At 61.8% G+C, this 15,346-nt stretch carries 18 protein-coding genes; 17 read left to right on the forward strand and 1 reads right to left on the reverse strand.

Annotation, left to right across the window (positions count from 1 at the left end; translation table 11 throughout):
• From NH448_RS20410 to NH448_RS20430, 5 genes are all read left to right on the forward strand, one after another.
• Positions 1 to 244: hypothetical protein (locus tag NH448_RS20410; protein WP_253029328.1), on the forward strand; the 244-nt coding region annotated here is incomplete at its 5' end.
• Positions 241 to 639, forward strand: coding sequence for a phage tail terminator-like protein (locus NH448_RS20415; RefSeq protein WP_253029329.1), 399 nt, complete (start codon positions 241 to 243; stop codon positions 637 to 639). The genes NH448_RS20410 and NH448_RS20415, both read left to right, overlap by 4 nt.
• A 61-nt stretch (positions 640 to 700) precedes the next feature.
• Positions 701 to 1,615, forward strand: a complete 915-nt coding sequence (locus tag NH448_RS20420) for a phage tail tube protein (RefSeq protein WP_253029330.1) — start codon at positions 701 to 703, stop codon at positions 1,613 to 1,615.
• A 100-nt stretch (positions 1,616 to 1,715) separates the two neighbouring features.
• On the forward strand, positions 1,716 to 2,285 hold the full coding sequence (locus NH448_RS20425) for an HNH endonuclease (protein ID WP_253029331.1): 570 nt from the start codon (positions 1,716 to 1,718) through the stop codon (positions 2,283 to 2,285).
• Between the two features lie 99 nt (positions 2,286 to 2,384).
• Positions 2,385 to 2,780, forward strand: a complete 396-nt coding sequence (locus NH448_RS20430; RefSeq protein WP_253029332.1) for a hypothetical protein — start codon at positions 2,385 to 2,387, stop codon at positions 2,778 to 2,780.
• Positions 2,781 to 3,089: 309 nt separating this feature from the next.
• Here the strand turns inward: NH448_RS20430 and NH448_RS20435 are convergent, their stop codons facing one another.
• Entirely contained in the window at positions 3,090 to 3,734 is a 645-nt protein-coding gene (locus NH448_RS20435; protein WP_253029333.1) for a hypothetical protein, read from the reverse strand.
• Between the two features lie 117 nt (positions 3,735 to 3,851).
• Between NH448_RS20435 and NH448_RS20440 the strand changes: the two genes are divergently transcribed.
• The 12 genes from NH448_RS20440 (at position 3,852) to NH448_RS20495 (ending at position 15,341) form a co-directional block, all read left to right on the forward strand.
• Positions 3,852 to 5,831, forward strand: coding sequence for a hypothetical protein (locus NH448_RS20440; RefSeq protein WP_253029334.1), 1,980 nt, complete (start codon positions 3,852 to 3,854; stop codon positions 5,829 to 5,831).
• Positions 5,832 to 5,834: 3 nt separating this feature from the next.
• Complete coding sequence (locus NH448_RS20445) at positions 5,835 to 6,191, forward strand: phage tail protein (RefSeq protein ID WP_253029335.1); 357 nt, start codon at positions 5,835 to 5,837, stop codon at positions 6,189 to 6,191.
• Entirely contained in the window at positions 6,188 to 6,406 is a 219-nt protein-coding gene (locus NH448_RS20450) for a hypothetical protein (RefSeq protein ID WP_253029336.1), read from the forward strand. The genes NH448_RS20445 and NH448_RS20450 overlap by 4 nt, the downstream gene beginning before the upstream one ends.
• A gap of 325 nt (positions 6,407 to 6,731) precedes the next feature.
• Positions 6,732 to 7,442: a phage minor tail protein L gene (locus NH448_RS20455; protein WP_253029337.1), complete on the forward strand. Its 711-nt coding sequence runs from the start codon at positions 6,732 to 6,734 to the stop codon at positions 7,440 to 7,442.
• Positions 7,442 to 8,161, forward strand: a complete 720-nt coding sequence (locus NH448_RS20460; RefSeq protein ID WP_253029338.1) for an NlpC/P60 family protein — start codon at positions 7,442 to 7,444, stop codon at positions 8,159 to 8,161. The genes NH448_RS20455 and NH448_RS20460 overlap by 1 nt, the downstream gene beginning before the upstream one ends.
• Positions 8,161 to 8,736 (forward strand): hypothetical protein, encoded by a 576-nt coding sequence (locus NH448_RS20465; RefSeq protein ID WP_253029339.1) that lies wholly within the window; start codon positions 8,161 to 8,163, stop codon positions 8,734 to 8,736. Before NH448_RS20460 ends, NH448_RS20465 begins: the two co-directional genes overlap by 1 nt.
• The gene (locus NH448_RS20470; RefSeq protein ID WP_253029340.1) at positions 8,733 to 12,035 is read left to right on the forward strand and encodes a phage tail protein; all 3,303 of its coding nucleotides are present in this window, start codon (positions 8,733 to 8,735) and stop codon (positions 12,033 to 12,035) included. Before NH448_RS20465 ends, NH448_RS20470 begins: the two co-directional genes overlap by 4 nt.
• Positions 12,032 to 12,418: a hypothetical protein gene (locus NH448_RS20475; RefSeq protein WP_253029341.1), complete on the forward strand. Its 387-nt coding sequence runs from the start codon at positions 12,032 to 12,034 to the stop codon at positions 12,416 to 12,418. The genes NH448_RS20470 and NH448_RS20475 overlap by 4 nt, the downstream gene beginning before the upstream one ends.
• Positions 12,411 to 12,770, forward strand: a complete 360-nt coding sequence (locus NH448_RS20480; RefSeq protein ID WP_253029342.1) for a hypothetical protein — start codon at positions 12,411 to 12,413, stop codon at positions 12,768 to 12,770. The genes NH448_RS20475 and NH448_RS20480 overlap by 8 nt, the downstream gene beginning before the upstream one ends.
• A 39-nt stretch (positions 12,771 to 12,809) precedes the next feature.
• Positions 12,810 to 14,537 (forward strand): prophage tail fiber N-terminal domain-containing protein, encoded by a 1,728-nt coding sequence (locus NH448_RS20485; RefSeq protein ID WP_253029343.1) that lies wholly within the window; start codon positions 12,810 to 12,812, stop codon positions 14,535 to 14,537.
• Positions 14,534 to 14,959 (forward strand): hypothetical protein, encoded by a 426-nt coding sequence (locus tag NH448_RS20490; protein ID WP_253029344.1) that lies wholly within the window; start codon positions 14,534 to 14,536, stop codon positions 14,957 to 14,959. The genes NH448_RS20485 and NH448_RS20490 overlap by 4 nt, the downstream gene beginning before the upstream one ends.
• Positions 14,952 to 15,341, forward strand: a complete 390-nt coding sequence (locus NH448_RS20495; RefSeq protein WP_253029345.1) for a hypothetical protein — start codon at positions 14,952 to 14,954, stop codon at positions 15,339 to 15,341. The genes NH448_RS20490 and NH448_RS20495 overlap by 8 nt, the downstream gene beginning before the upstream one ends.
• Positions 15,342 to 15,346 lie beyond the last annotated feature (5 nt).

Below are 15,346 nucleotides of genomic sequence, written 5' to 3' on the forward strand. Positions count from 1 at the left end.
TCATCTGGTTACCGTGAATGGCAGTGACAACTCAGCGGTGCCCGAGCCGGACAAGTCAGGCGCCCGAGTCCGGCGAGATGCCGAGGCTGTTTTGTCAGCCGCCCGGGGCAAGCCCTTCAAAGCTGTGATCCTTCAGTCAAACATAATCTACGGCGAGAGCCTGGAACATGGGCATTCACAGCAGGCGCCTCTAGGCGTCTATTCCATTGCCTTCGAATCCTTGCGTGCGAGGTATATCAATTGACCTTCGACGAGATCCGCATCGCTATCGAGTCGCGCATGGTGGCATGGGATGGCGTGCCCTTGGCCTATGACGGCGCCCCCAACGGCCCGAGCGTGGACGCGGCCATCGCCAACCAAGAACCCTGGGTGAGGCTGACCATCCAGCACGGCGACAGCTTCGTCGCTGGTCTCGGCTCCGAACCCTGCGTTCGCCGCCCCGGGCTGATCATGTGCCAGGTGTTCACCAAGGACAATCAAGGCAGTCGGCAGGCGTACCAGATCGCCGACTCCCTGGCTGCGCACCTGCAGTTCTGGCGTACCGGGCACCTTGACACGCTCGCCTCGTCAGTGCAGCGCGCAGGCCCCTCTGACGGCTGGTATCAATTGAACGTATCGACACCCTTCCGCGTCGGCTAAACCGCCCCACCGCCCACCTCCGAGCCGCCTTGAGCGGCTTTTTTCATGCCTGGAGAAAATCATGAGCTCAGGTTCTCAGATCGCAACCTACCTCGCTCCCGAGTCCACGCCTGGGGAAACGCCCGATCCGGCGACCTGGGACACCCTGCGCCTCACCGGCAACACCCTGACGCCCAACGTCTCCACCGAGGTCTCTGCCGAGAAACGTGAGACGCGCATGCAGGGCGGCGGCATCATCACCAGCCTCGACTACTCCGGCGACCTGGCTGGCGAGATGAGCGCGGGCACGTTCGACAAGCTGCTCGAGGCAGCCTTCTACGGCACCTGGGCCACTGATGTGCTGGAGATTGGTGCTGACCGCCACACCTTCACCATCGTGAAGGCGTTCAAGGACATCGGCGTCTACTCAACCTTCAAGGGCGTGCACATCGGTGCCATGCAGCTCGACATCCCCGAAGAAGGCAAGGTGACCTGCAGCTTCACCGGCATGGGACTCGGCTATGAGGACGGCGAGACCGACCCGACCGCCGCTGGGACCGTGAATCCTCAAACAACCACCGTGGCGATGGGCTCGGCCACCAGTGTTGGCGACATCCTGGTCGACGGCGCCACGCTGGCCGGCGAGGCCTGCATCAGCGCCCTGTCCATGTCGATCGACAGCACGATGAAGACCCAGCGCTGCCTCGGCAAGACCGGTCCCGGCGCCCTGATTGCCACATCGGCCAACGTCTCCGGGTCGCTCACCATGGCCTGGAGTAAGGCGGCCTGGAACCAGTGGAAGAAGATGCTGACCCGCGAAGCTATAGCTGTGTCCTTCCCTCTGACCGATGCCGCTGGCAATGAGTACACGTTCGAGCTGCCCGAGATCGAGATCGATGGCGAGTTGCCTGACGGCGATAACGAGTCGATTGTCCAAGTCCAGTTGAACTACACAGCGAAAAACACACCCGTGAAAGTGACCCGGGCATTAGTCTGAGTGTTAAAATGGATACGTGCGGCTAGGCCGGCCAGCCGAAAGCGAGTTCACCGACTCGTTGCCGCACACCCTCAATCGGTGCAGCTATACGGTGATAGCTTTGAAAAATGAAATAACGCAAGATTTGGTGCGCGAACTTCTCGACTACAACCCCAAGACCGGCGCCTTCCTCTGGCGACCTCGCGACTTATCCTGGTTTAAGCGCCCAGTAGACTGCAAGGCATGGAATGCAAGGTATGCCGGGAAAAGGGCTGGCGGCCAAAAGTCTGAGCAGTTCGGCTACACTCGCAGATATATCGCGATCTTTGGCGTCCTGCATTATGAGCACAGAGTGGCCTGGATCTGGATGAAGGGGTCTCCTGTGCCAGAGCAGATAGACCATATTAACCGAGACGCCACAGACAATAGGTGGATAAACCTGCGCGCATCAAATAACGCAGATAACCACCGAAACCTTTCCAGGAATATGGTAAACACAAGCGGTATCACAGGTGTGGGCTGGCATGAGCGCGCCGGAAAGTGGCGGGCAAGGGTTAAGCTGCGCGGCCAGGAGTATCACCTGGGGATTTATGATGCCATGGAGGATGCCGCAGAGGCAGTTCGCGCATTCAGGGCGCTGCACGGCTTTGACCCCAGTCATGGCAGCAGTCTGGCTCACTACCACCAGTAACCCACAAGCCCGCCACGAGCGGGCTTTTTCATACACGATTGAGCGCCAGGGCTTACTGCGACCTGGCGCTCCTTTTTTCAGCGGAGCGGAGGAAGCAGCATGGCTTTCAATGCAGAGCAGAACGACCCCGCCAAGATCGATGGCGGCGCCTGGGTAGAATTGCGCGGAGCCAAGTGGCTGATTGCCCGCTCAGGCAACGCCGCATACCGCGAGGAGCTTGAGGCCCTGCGCACCAACCTGCCCGAGTCACAAACGGAGCGTATGGAGGCTGAGGCGCGGGCTCTGGCGAAGGGTATCCTTCGAGGCTGGGAAGATGTCGTCGATCGCAATGGCGACCCTATCCCCTTCACGGTGGCCAATGCTACGCGCGTGCTGCTCGACAACGATGATCTGGCCATCGAGCTGGCCCAGGAATCGCGCCGGCGTGAGCACTTCCGCAGGGAGGACATTGAGGACCAAGGAAAAAAGCCGCGGCAGCGCTCAAGTACCGACTGACAGCAGCCGGGCGAGAAACCAAGCTCGCCACGATCGCAAAGGCGCTCAATCTCTCGAGACAGGTTGAGCCTCCCGAGATCGACGAGCGCTGCGCCTTCTGGCTGCATCTGTTTGACCTTCTCTCCCCTTCAAGGCCTGCCGGCTTCGGCACCATCCAACCCATACCGTTGTCTGAGATGGCTGCCTTGCGCCAGATGATGGTGCTACCCTGCTCAGCGGATGAATTCATCTCTGTCATTCGGGAGATGGACTGGGCATACATGGAAAGCAGGAGTTAGCCCCGCCGCAGCGGGGCATCTCAAAGGGAAGTTATCCGCTAACAGACGACAGCAGAGCTTCCTCTAATAAGCCGTTGGGGATACATGTGGTCGCTTTCCCATCTGAGTTGGCGGGGAAAGACTGAGTTTCGCCAGAGCTGAAAGAAATGCTCTCTTGCGACGACGCCGGCATCCCGCCGGCAGCGCTTGCTACCTGAGTGCCGCGCGTGAGGGTGTAGCGGGTGTTTGCGGTAACCTTGGTGGATCGTTCACTGGCTTCTTCAAGAACCAAGTTTATTCGGCCGTCAAGGCTCATGCTTCGGTTAAATCTGTAGAGCGCACCATCACTCATAACCTCATACTGGACGCTCTTCCTGGACGCTGGAAACCTGTATGTCCGCTCGCCGCGTGCATTTTTAACGTAAGACTCGACCATTCCGCAGTCTACGTATTTCTCGGGGTCTGCCGAAAAGCTGATATTAATCAGGCCAGACTCCTTATCTATATTGTTGATCACGAAAAAACTGCTGCTGATAGCCGGCACTGTTCTTGACCAGACTTCCTCTTTTGGGCTGTCGATGAGAATTGAATTATCGGTCGCATAGGAACTGTACGAAGGGGGCGTGTAATCCACTCTTCCTGCGCACCCGGCAAGAAGCAACACCCCGGTAAGAAAGGCTGTCCTGCTGAAGTTCATTTTTTATTCCCGTTTCTCGGATCGGAGAAAGACACTTACATCATGTCCGCAAGCGTGAGCAACGACTAACGTTAAGCGCGCCCAGGCAGCAGGACCCTCTCGCAATATGGAGTAATCATGTACTCATCTCGCCTTGAATTGGTTGTCGACAGCCGAAGCGGGGAGCGCTCCTTGTCGCGCATCGAGCGCAAGCTGGAGAGCGTGGATCGCCAAGGGCAGAAGAGCCAGCGCTCCCTCTACAACATCGGCAAGGCTGTCAGACTGGCCAGTGGTGCAGCGGTGGGCCTTGGCGCAATAGGCGGCGCCATGGGCGCCATGGCGAACTACGCCTCGAATGCCGCCGTCGAGATCGAGCGCATGGCCGGCCTGGCCAACACCAGTGTAGAGAGCTTCCAGCGCATGACCTATGCCGCTGGTCAGCACAACATCGAACAGGAAAAGGTCTCAGACATCCTCAAGGATGTGAATGAGCGGGTAGGCGAGTTCCTGCAAAGCGGCTCCGGTGAGATGGCCGACTTCTTCGACAATATCGCCCCCAAGATTGGCGTCACCGCTGAGCAGTTTCGCAACCTGTCTGGCCCCCAGGCGCTCCAGCTCTACTATGACAGCCTCGAGAAAGCGGGGCTGAACCAGCAAGAGATGACGTTCTACATGGAGAGCATGGCTGACGAAGCCACCTCTCTGATTCCTCTGCTTCGCAACGGCGGCGAGGAGTTCCGACGGCTTGGTGATGAGGCGCAGAAGAGCGGCCGCATCCTCTCGAGACTGGAGATCGACCGGCTCAAGGACATCAAATCGGAGTTCTCCGACCTTGGGGCGCTGTTGACGACCGAAACATCGCGCGCGGTGTCTCAGTTCGACAACTTGATGAAGTCCTCCCTGGAGGGGATTGCCGGCGGCGTCGAGTACCTGGCGCAGCGCTTCAACGTCCTCATGGATACGTTTCGCAATGCTGACGAGATGCGCAGCCTGGTGGCGATCAATGAGGAGATCGAGGTACTTGAGGACCGGCTGAACAGAGGAGTGGGCTCTGGCAGCGGCGCCTTGGGCACCGGCACCTTGGGCGCCGAGATCCGAGCGGCAGCGGGGAAGACAGAGGACGATATTGCCGAGCTGAGCAAGCTCTACGCCCGGCGCGACGAGCTGCTGTCAGGCATGGAGAGCACAGAGCCGCCGCCCCCCAGCGGGCTCTCCCTCCCTCGCCTGCCTGATCTGGAGGCTGCCGCAGGCGGAGCGTCCGCCCTGGCCAAGGCCGAAAGTGATGCCACCCGGGAGAGCGAGCGCCTGGCCCTGGCTCAGCAAGTGCTACTGGACCGGATCCGCCCTCTTGAGGCATCGCAACGCCAGTATGCGGCAGACAAAGACCTTCTGACCCAGTACGCCCAGCGGGAAAACCTGAGCGTCATGGAGACCGCCGCGCTCTATGACGACCTGGACAACGCCTACAGGAATGCCGGCAGCGCGGCAGAGGCCTACGGCTTCACCGCCTCAAAAGCCATGAAGGACGTGGACACCTTAGGCCAGCAGGCTGGCGACACCATCGCCAGCGCCTTCGGCAACGCCTTGATGGCTGGAGAAAACCTGAGGGGGACGGTCGCAGCTCTGGCTGAAGACCTGGCGGCATTGGCGACCAGAGAGCTGATAACCAAGCCCTTGGCCGCTGCCATCGGCGGGGCCTTTGGTGGAGGGGGCGGCAGCGCAATTGCCGGAGGGTTCACAGCTGCCATCAATTACGGCGGGTACGCAGACGGCGGCTACACCGGGCCGGGCGGCAAGAATGACCCGGCGGGCATCGTGCATGCCGGTGAGTACGTGGTGAAAAAGTCGGTGGTCGATCAGCCAGGCGTCCTGCCTATGCTCGAGCGCCTCAATAACATGCCCGGCTACGCCAATGGCGGCCTGGTGGGTGGTAGTGCATCGTCCTCGATGGCCCCGCAGATCACCTACGCCCCACAGATCACGGTTGAAGCCCAGCCAGGCGCCACACAGCAAGATGCAGAACGCCAGGCTGATGTCTTCAAGCGCGCCAACAAGGCCCAGTTCGCTCAGTTCATCATCGAACAGCAGCGCCCCGGCGGGCTGCTCGCCAAGAGGTAATCCATGGAGATCGACTTCCTCCCCGATATTGGCCGGGAGCCTGACTATGGGCTGACCGGCGGCGGCTCGTTTGCTGTGGATGCGGTGAGCTTTGGTGACGGGTATGAGCAGCGTCGCCCCGCCGGTATCAACTCGTCCAGGCGAGAGTGGACCGTGACGTGGAGCCTCATCACCCAAGAGCAGATGGAGCGCTTGCGGGACTTTCTGCTGGAGCGCCGGGGCGTTTACGCCTTCCTATGGCAGGTATCCGGAGAGCCCGAGGCATGGCGCGTGGCCTGCAAAGAGCACCCAAAGGTCACCGTAGACACCTTTAAGCGGCACACCCTGACAGCCACTTTTATCGAGGACTTCGGGCTATGATCACCACCCGTTACAGCGTTAAGAAGAAGGTCACCACGAGCTACGTGGTGACCGCCATGGGCGAAGAGAAACTTGGAGAAGACGAATACCAGGGGCGTGGGCCCGGCCTTCGCATCGAAGTGCGAGACCTCGATACAGCCGAAGCTGTCTGTCGTCAGCTGGCTGAGCAGGACAGGCAGTCCGACGAGGTCATTGTTTGCCTTGATCCAGAATAGCCCGACACGCTTTCGACACGGTTCCTGAGCCGCGATATGCCGGCTCGAAGCTTGTGTCTACTCTGATGACCGCCCCCTTCGCCGACGAATTGTAAAAAGCATCGTGGATGTCTTCTTCCGGAGCGTCACTCCAGAAGATCACCGCCCCATCTCCAATGCTCGATGGTTCAAAGCCAAGCCCCGATAGCCAGTCCGCGTCCAGCGCAGGGCCGAGGTAAACGTATGCCTGTGCATTCCTCATCTGGGTCATCCCTGATTGAGTTGTTGGTTGTTTGCCCATTCAGATTTGCACGGCGTAGCGGTTTAGAAAACTGAGGATTTATCCATGAGCCAGGTCATCGCTTCCGACGCCCAGCGCCTGGAGCAAGACGCGATCGTCACCATGTTCGAGCTTGATGCTCGCAACTATGGCGACGGCATTCTGCGATTCGCGCCCTACCCGGTCGACGGCGGTCCAGTTCAGTTCAATGGCTACGAGTACCAGCCGGTGCCGATCAAGGCCGAGGGCTTCGAGTGGAACGGCCAGGGCACCCTGCCCCGGCCGACGCTCACGGTCACCGCCATGGAGCTCGCGTTTCTGTCGCTGGTGATCAGTGCCGACGACCTGGTCGGTGCCCCGGTCAAGCGCCTGCGCACCTACCGCCGGCACCTGGATGACGGCACGGCGCCCGACCCCGAGGCCTTGTTCCCGATCGACTACTACGTGATCGAGCGCAAGGCCTCACAGAACCGCCGGCAGATCCAGTTTGAGCTGTCGGTACAGATGGATCAGGAAGGCCGAATGATTCCCCACCGGCAGATTCTGCGGGACTCATGCACGCACCGTTACCGCTGGTGGGATGGCGCCCAGTACCGATACGAGGGCGTGACCTGCCCCTATTCTGGCTCCGGCGAGTGGGAGGCTGATGGATCAGATGCCCTGCCCGGCATGGGGCGCGATGTGTGCGGCAAGCGGTTGAGCGACTGCCGGTTGAGGTTCGGGCAAGCGGGCGTTCTTCCGACGCGGGCCTTCCCCGGCGTCGGGAGGGTTCGCTGATGTTCGAGCAGCACACCGACCAGATCCGCGCCGAAGCCCTGGCCGCCTATCCCGATGAGGCAGTGTGGTTGATCACCGACCACGGCTGCCGGCAGGTAGCCAATGTGGCAGACGCCCCCCGATCCACCTTCGCCATCGCCAAGCGCGACATGGCAGCGGCCGCCGCCCAGGGCCTGCGGGCCATTGTTCACTCACACCCGGACTATCCGGACTGCCCCAGCGAGGCCGACATGCGCGGCCAGCTTGCCTCGGGCGTTCCGTGGGGAATCGTGGCCACCGATGGCAACACCACGACACCCATTCGCTGGTGGGGCGATGGCGACCGGCCTGACCTGGTCGGCAGGGGCTTCGTCCACGGCGTGACCGACTGCTACGCCCTGATCCGCGACTACTACGCGATAGAACTGGGCGTCGACCTCCCCGAGTTTCCTCGCTCATGGGAATGGTGGCTCAAGGGGCAAGACCTCTACCGCCAGGGTTTCGAGCAGGCGGGGTTCCGCGTCATCGAGGCAGACGAGGCCATGCCCGGCGATATGTGGTTCGCCCAACTTCGCAGCGACGTGCCCAACCATGGCGGCGTCCTGGTGGAGAACGGGCTATGCCTGCACCACCCGTCTGGCCGGCAGCCTGTCGACCCCACCCGGCTCTCGCGCCGAGACCCGGCCGCCCGCTGGCTCCCCTACATCACCCACTGGCTCCGTCACACGGCGAGGGACTAATGAAAACGCTATTCCTGCATGGCTTCCTTGGGGCTCGCTTCGGCGAGTCCTTTTCGTTGGACGTCCGCGATCCTGCCGAGGCCATCCGTGCGCTGCTGATCCAGATTCCCGGCTTCGAGGCTGTCATCCGTGATGGCGACTGGCATGTCGTGCGCGGCCCTCTCGATGGCGGCGTGTCGCTCGACGAAGAAGGTCTGATGGTCGGCATGGATGACGACACCGAGATTCACCTACTCCCGGCGGTCGCCGGAGCTGGGGGCGATGGTATCTGGCAGACCATTGCGGGCGCCGTCCTGATGGTTGCCAGCTTCTGGGCTGGCCCCGTTTTCGGGCCCGGGATGTTCAATGCGGGCCTGGCTCTTGCCTTGGGTGGTGTCGCACAGATGCTGTCGCCCACCCCGCAGACAGGCGACTACGGCGAGCGGGAGCGACCCGACGAGCGCCCTTCTTTCCTATTCGATGGACCCACCAATACCAGCACACAGGGCCTGCCGGTGCCGGTGATCTACGGCCGCGTGAAGGTCGGCAGCGTTGTGGCATCTGCCGGCATGACTGCTGAGGAGCTGGACGAATGACCGATCTGGTTGTCTATGGCGCGAAAGGCGGCAAGGGCGGCGGCGATGAAGCCCGTACGCCCCGCGAGGCGCCCAACACCCTTCGCTCCACCTCCAAGGCCAGGATCATCGACGTGCTGGGCGAGGGGCCGATTGTCGGCCTGACCAATGGCCTCAAGAGCATCTATCTGGATGAGACGCCGCTGCAGGACGAGGGTGGCGACTTCAACTTCCAAGGCGTGACCGTTCACACCCGCACTGGTGAGCCTGATCAGTCGCACATCGCCGGCTTTCCTGCGGTGGAGACTGCCAACGATGTATCGACCGAGGTGACCAACGCCACGCCAGTCATTCGCACCGTCACCAACCCGGAGGCCGATGCCGCTCGCGTTACCGTCCAGGTGCAGGCGCTAAGCTATCAGAACGTCGAGAATGGCGATCTGCTGCCCACCGAGGTGGCGGTGGCCGTCGATGTTCGCCCCAATGGAGGCAGCTGGTCCGAGAAGCGCTACGACATCATCAAGGGCAAGACCACCAGCCCCTACCAGCGGTCCTATCGTGTGCCGCTCAGCGGCGATGGCCCCTGGGACATCCGCGTGCGCCGAGTGACGCCCGACAACGGCAGCGCCACCCTGCGCAACGCGACGTACTGGGCCACTTACACCGAGATCATCGACGCCAAGCTGCAGTATCCCGATACCGCACTGGTCGGGCTCGAGGTCGATGCCCAGGATTTTGGCAGCCAGATCCCCTCGCGGAGCTACGACGTCAAGGGCCTGATCGTCCGGGTGCCGACCAACTACAACCCCGTGACTCGCGAATACGCCGGCCTGTGGAACGGCTCGTTCAAGCTGGCATGGACCGACAACCCCGCGTGGTGCTTCCTTGACCTGGCCACCAGCGAGCGGTACGGCGCCGGGCTGGAGAACGTCGACAAGTGGGGCCTCTACCAGATCGCCCAATACTGCGATGAGCTGATCCCTGATGGTTTCGGCGGCCAAGAGCCGCGCTTCACCTTCAACACCGTGCTGTCGAGCCGAGAGGAAGCCATCAAGGCGCTCGACACCCTGGCGACTGCGTTCCGCGGCATGACCTACTGGGGCGCCAATACCGTCATGGCGACAGCCGACATGCCGGCCGATCCGGTCAAGCTGGTGTCACCGGCCAATGTCGTCGACGGTGAGTTCGAGTACAGCGGTACCGCGCTCAAGGCTCGGCACTCGGTCGCCTTGGTGAGCTGGAACGACCCTGGCGACAACTACCGCCTCCAGGTCGAGGTCGTTGAGGATGCCGATGCCGTCCAGCAATTCGGCTGGAAGCAGATCGACGTCACCGCCGTAGGCTGCACCAGTCGCGGCCAGGCGCACCGCCTTGGCAAGTGGATGCTCTACAGCGAGCGCGCTGAAACCGAGACGATCACCTACCAAGCCAGCGTCGACCATGCCGACCTGCGTCCGGGCGACATTATCGCAGTCAACGACCCGACCACGGCCGGCGCCCGGCTCTCTGGCCGGATCGTTCGCCCTGGGCTGTCTGCCCTGGTGCTTGACCAGGTGCCCGAACAGGCCAGTGGCAGCGACTGGTATCTGGACGTACTGCTGCCCACCGGGGGGATTGAGCGCCGGCAGGTCGATCGGTTCGCCGGTGATCATGTCGAGCTGGTCAGCCCGCTCTCAGCTGAGCCGATCCGTGGCGCCATCTGGATGCTGTCGAGCCAGGACGTCGAGCCGCGCAAGTTCCGGGTGCTGTCCGTTGCTGAGCAGAAGACGGCGATCTACCAGATCACCGCCGTCGAGCATGACCCGACCAAATACGATCGCGTCGAGCAGGGCCTCAACCTGCCGGACGAGGATTACACGCTGATCCCGACCGGCCCGGTGGCGGCGCCCTACTCCATTACCGTCGAGGCATCCAAGTACCTGGCCGGCGGCACCGAGCACCAGAAGATCACCGTCAGTTGGACGCCCAGCGATGACGCTCGAGTCGTCCGTTACATTGCCGAGGTGCAGGGGCCGAATGACGTGTCATGGGGTGAGGCCTTCGCTGGCCCGGGCACGTCGTTCGACATCCTCGATGCAGAGCCGGGTGAATGGCAGATCCGTGTCCGCGGCATCACCGGTACCGGCTCCGCTTCGCCCTGGGCGTACCGGACCACCAATGTGGCCGGCCTGCTGCTGCCGACGCCGCCGGATAGCGTGGACATCCGAGCGGGAACCTTCGAGATCACGCTGATCCCGAATGGCCTCTACCCTGGGCAGATGTGGGAATTCTGGCGATCCAACGTCGCACTCGACACAGGACTGATCGAGTCGAATGCAGTGCGCGTCGGCGTGGCGCCTACCCTGACCGACACCGACCTCGAGCCCGACACCACGTACTACTACTACGTGCGCGGCATCAACGCCTACGGCGTCTCGAGTTGGTACCCGGTGCAGGCCACCACCGAGAACGACCCCGACAAAATCATGTCGGTGATCAGCGGGCAGATCAAACAGACGGATCTGTTCACGGACCTGAGCCAGAACATCGACGGGCTCAACTCCAGCTATGTGCTGAACGTGACTGGCGGCGGTCGAGTGGCGGGCTTTGGCACGGCCTACGACGAAGATCAGGACATCTTCGACTTCGGCGTGCTGGCGGACCGGTTCTACATCGCCCAGCCAGGTGACGGCGCCGCCGAGGTGATCCCGTTCATCTTCACCGATGGCACGCTGTACTTGAAAGAAGCGCTGATCCAGTACCTGACGTTCACCAAGCTCAAGGCGTCCGATGGCTCGTTCATCGTCGAGAACGGCAAGGTCAAGGCCAACTACATCCAGGCCGATGAGCTCCATGTGGATTACGGCAAGCTGTACAACATCGATGTGCAGAACGCCCACATCCGCAACGGCGCCATCACCAACGCTAAGATCGGCAATGCAGCGATCACCAGCGCCAAGATTGGTAATGCACAGGTCGACACGCTGCAGATTGCCGGGCAAGCGGTGACGATCCCAGTCGGCACGTCACGCACCTCTGGTGTTGCAAGCAACGGAAACTGGGTCAACTGGCTGTCGGTTTACCTCAATGCCGAGGGAGGCCGAGTTTTCGCCAACTTCGCTGCAACGAATGCGACAGGCGGCGGCGGCCGGCCCTATTTCCGCTGGGTGGTCGACGGTGGCGTCTGGTTCGAAATCCCTACGGGCTCCGGCGAGCTCAACCACGCCTGCACCCTCGATGTCGGCAACCGCCATGGCGTCACTGTCGCCATCCAGTGCCGCGGTGCCAGCACCGTCAATTCCACCCAATCCACCCTGACAGCAGAGGGCAAAAAGCGATGATCGTCGCAATCTACTGCGAACTGACCGGTGCTATCCTGCGCGTCACAGACTGCCCCGAAGACCATGTCGAGATGCAGTGTGGTGAGCACGAAGGCTATGTCGAGGTCGAGGCAGGCTTCGACGACGCTGCCCACTACGTGGATCTGGCAGACGGCCAAATCAAGCCAAAGCAGCGCCGAGATGCTCAGGTTGCAGTCGAGGGCTTAACGGCCACCATCACCGGGCTGGAGCCTGGCACCCTGCTGGCGATGGACGGCCACCAGATGGTCACCACCGGCGACAGCGCCCAAGTCGACGTCGACGTGCCGGGCACCTACCAGATCCAGCTGGTCGGCCCCGCCTGGCGTGTCGATGAAGCCCTGGAGGTGGCGATAGATGGATAGCTTGAGCATTCGCCGGTTCTCCTCCCGGGCCGAGGCCGAGCGGCACTATCTGGCATTGGTGGACAACGAGGCCGAGGCGGCCCGCTACGTCTCACCCGCCCAAGAGGCCGTCTACCAGCTCAAGCTGGCCGAGGCGGCCCAAGGCTCGGGGCCAATGGTCGAAGCCGAGGCGGACGCCACGGACGCTGACGTGACCACCGTCTGCCAGCGCATCAAGCGTGCTCGCACCCGATGGGAAAAGCGTGCCGGCACCATCGAGGAGGCGCGCATCACCGCCAAGGCCGATATTCGACGATCAAGCACACCCGCCGACATGCATCGGGCATTGACCCGCTTTCGCAACGCACTCTAACAGCCCGCCAAGCGCGGGCTTTTTTGTGGGAGACACACCATGGCAGTGACGCTTTCCGGCGTACTGAAAGACCCCTATGGCCAGCCGCTGCCCGGGGCGACCATCCGCTTTGACGCCGTCAGGACATCCGCCACCGTCCTGAACCACATTCGTGCCGAGGCGATCACCGACGCTCAGGGCGACTACTCCATCTCCGTCGAGGTGGGCCGCTACGACGTGCGCGTGATGCAAGGTCGGTCATTCCTCGAGCTCGCCAAGAATCTGGAGGTGCGCGCTGACTCCACCGCCACCGATCTGAACGAGCTGGTGGTCGAGTGGCAAGGCGAACAGGACCTGACGCCTGGCATCGTGATCGAGTTCCGGGCATTGGTGGACGAAGCCCGCGGGTACCGGGATGAGGCGGGAGCCTCTGCCGGTGAGGCGGCCGCAAGCGAATCCAGCGCTGCCGACAGTGCTACGGCGGCCAGCGAATCAGCCTCAAACGCGGCCACGAGTGAGCAGAATGCTGCCAGCTCGGCCAGCGCTGCCAGCGCATCGGCATCCAGCGCCTCCGACAGTGCCGACGCCGCGTCGACCAGCGAGGCGAATGCCGCCAGTTCAGCCAGTGCAGCAGCAGCGAGCGAAGCTAGTGCGGCCACCTCTGCCTCGAACGCGGCGGGCTCGGCGAGCGCCGCTGCGGCCAGCGAGTTAAACGCTGCAGGATCAGAAAGCGCCGCAGATGACTCCGCCCTAGAGGCCCAACACTGGGCCCAATACCCGAACGATACGCCGGTGCCAGAGGGTGACGGCTCTCAGTTCTCCGCCGCTCACTGGGCGGAGATTTCCCGGCAGCGTGCCGTTAACGCCATGGTCGCCCAAGGCGCCTGGGATGCAAGTAGCGGCTCCCTGCCGGCCGAGCCGACTGGGGCCAGCTACTGGCTGGTCACTGGCGCGGCAAATGGCGAGACCATCGGCGGTGTCGAGTACCGCAACAAGGACATGCTGCTCTGGACGCCGAACGAAAGCGGTAGTGGCGGAACCTGGTCGAAGATCGATAACACCGACAGCGTAGCCAGCGTTGCCGGCAAAACTGGCGCCGTCACGCTCGTGCCGGGCGATGTAAGCGCTGACCCCGCCGGAACAGCTTCATCTGCGGTCGCCGCGCACGAGGCAAAAAGCTCTGCTCATACTCCTGCGCAGGTTGGCGCCGACCCTGCGGGCTCAGCGGCAAGCGCCGAGCAGGCTGCCAAGAACTATGCGGTACAGCGAGCCAACCACACAGGTACCCAGTCTCTGAGCACCATCTCCGACGCAGGGACGGCAGCGGCAGCAAATGTGGGTACCGGTGCGAATGACATTCCCAAGACCTCGCAGGCCGACGCGCGGTATGCGCGGCTATCGGGGCCTAACGACTTTGACACGATGCCCTCTGTAGCTGGTTCACCACTCATTGAATCTGATAGCAACAGTAATGGCACTTGGGTACGCTTTGCGGATGGAACCCAATTTTGCTCACATATCGCCACCGGCAGAGATATAGATATCTCGAACCCCGCGGGAGCGCTTTACCGCACACCATCGCAAGGAACGTGGAATTTCCCAGCTTCTTTTCTTGAAGAACCGGTAGGAGATGTAACTGCTACTGGAGCGGGATCGCTATTCTGGTCAAGCGTAACGACCAGCAATGCGTCTGGCTCCGGAATGGACTTTTACTACGTCGGTTACAGCTCCGGGGTGCGAGAAAGTTGTGTTGAAAGATTTTTCGCAAAAGGAAGGTGGAAAGCATGATGAAACTCACATTTTTAGCAGTACCCTATGCTCCCGACAGTTACGAGATAGACGGGCTTGTTATGACTGCTAAAAAAGGTAGCGAAGAAAAAGAGTATGACTTCGGCGAATTTCCGACCAATGGTCATTACTTGCACGCAGCACCGATGAGTGATGGGACCCCCGTTATTTTTGGTGCAACAAGGCCAGGAGGTGTTCTTCACGTTGTCCTCGGCCAAGCAGTGATTGCAGGACAGTATCCGGAACATAAGGCCCACTGGCGAGAGTCCCCGATCATCGACGCAGAGGACTACGACCCCGACACCTGCTACGTCATTCCCACTGGCATGGCAGGTGTAGACGACTACGAAATCGTACAGGGCGTGGATGTTGCCGGCAACACCGGCTGGACGGTCCGTAAGAAGGAGATGGCTGATGGGTAACGTGTACTGGATCCCGCCCAAGACAGAGGCAGAAAAGCTGGAGGATGCGCGGCAATCAGCCATGCGCCGTATCAACTCAGCCTATGAGGCCGAGCTAGCCAGCATTCGCAGCGAGTATCCCGAGTCGGAGCAGATGACCTGGGACAAGCAGGAGCGAGAGGCACGGGCATTCCTGGCTGACTCTGGCACTGCCACGCCCCTACTGGATGCTATGGCTACTGGCCGGGGCATGGAAAAGACCGAGCTGGCGACGCGCATCATCGCCAAGGCCGATGCCTGGATGCAGGCAAGCGGCCTGGCTACAGGGAAGCGCCAGGCTCTTGAGGATCAGGTGAAGGCCGCCGAGAAGGTGGAAGCCGTTGAGGCGATCAGCTGGGAGTGAGGTGA

It is taken from the genome of Halomonas sp. OfavH-34-E (assembly GCF_024124525.1).
Lineage (GTDB): Bacteria > Pseudomonadota > Gammaproteobacteria > Pseudomonadales > Halomonadaceae > Halomonas > Halomonas litopenaei.

Excerpts from the sequence above, each read along its gene's own strand:
- NH448_RS20440 (WP_253029334.1), top strand. The coding sequence starts at position 3,852 with ATGTACTCATCTCGCCTTGAATTGGTTGTCGACAGCCGAAGCGGGGAG.
- NH448_RS20430 (WP_253029332.1), top strand. The coding sequence starts at position 2,385 with ATGGCTTTCAATGCAGAGCAGAACGACCCCGCCAAGATCGATGGCGGC.
- NH448_RS20460 (WP_253029338.1), top strand. The coding sequence starts at position 7,442 with ATGTTCGAGCAGCACACCGACCAGATCCGCGCCGAAGCCCTGGCCGCC.
- NH448_RS20490 (WP_253029344.1), top strand. The coding sequence starts at position 14,534 with ATGATGAAACTCACATTTTTAGCAGTACCCTATGCTCCCGACAGTTAC.
- NH448_RS20475 (WP_253029341.1), top strand. The coding sequence starts at position 12,032 with ATGATCGTCGCAATCTACTGCGAACTGACCGGTGCTATCCTGCGCGTC.
- NH448_RS20420 (WP_253029330.1), top strand. The coding sequence starts at position 701 with ATGAGCTCAGGTTCTCAGATCGCAACCTACCTCGCTCCCGAGTCCACG.
- NH448_RS20445 (WP_253029335.1), top strand. The coding sequence starts at position 5,835 with ATGGAGATCGACTTCCTCCCCGATATTGGCCGGGAGCCTGACTATGGG.
- NH448_RS20455 (WP_253029337.1), top strand. The coding sequence starts at position 6,732 with ATGAGCCAGGTCATCGCTTCCGACGCCCAGCGCCTGGAGCAAGACGCG.
- NH448_RS20495 (WP_253029345.1), top strand. The coding sequence starts at position 14,952 with ATGGGTAACGTGTACTGGATCCCGCCCAAGACAGAGGCAGAAAAGCTG.
- NH448_RS20450 (WP_253029336.1), top strand. The coding sequence starts at position 6,188 with ATGATCACCACCCGTTACAGCGTTAAGAAGAAGGTCACCACGAGCTAC.
- NH448_RS20465 (WP_253029339.1), top strand. The coding sequence starts at position 8,161 with ATGAAAACGCTATTCCTGCATGGCTTCCTTGGGGCTCGCTTCGGCGAG.
- NH448_RS20485 (WP_253029343.1), top strand. The coding sequence starts at position 12,810 with ATGGCAGTGACGCTTTCCGGCGTACTGAAAGACCCCTATGGCCAGCCG.
- NH448_RS20470 (WP_253029340.1), top strand. The coding sequence starts at position 8,733 with ATGACCGATCTGGTTGTCTATGGCGCGAAAGGCGGCAAGGGCGGCGGC.
- NH448_RS20435 (WP_253029333.1), bottom strand. The coding sequence starts at position 3,734 with ATGAACTTCAGCAGGACAGCCTTTCTTACCGGGGTGTTGCTTCTTGCC.
- NH448_RS20480 (WP_253029342.1), top strand. The coding sequence starts at position 12,411 with ATGGATAGCTTGAGCATTCGCCGGTTCTCCTCCCGGGCCGAGGCCGAG.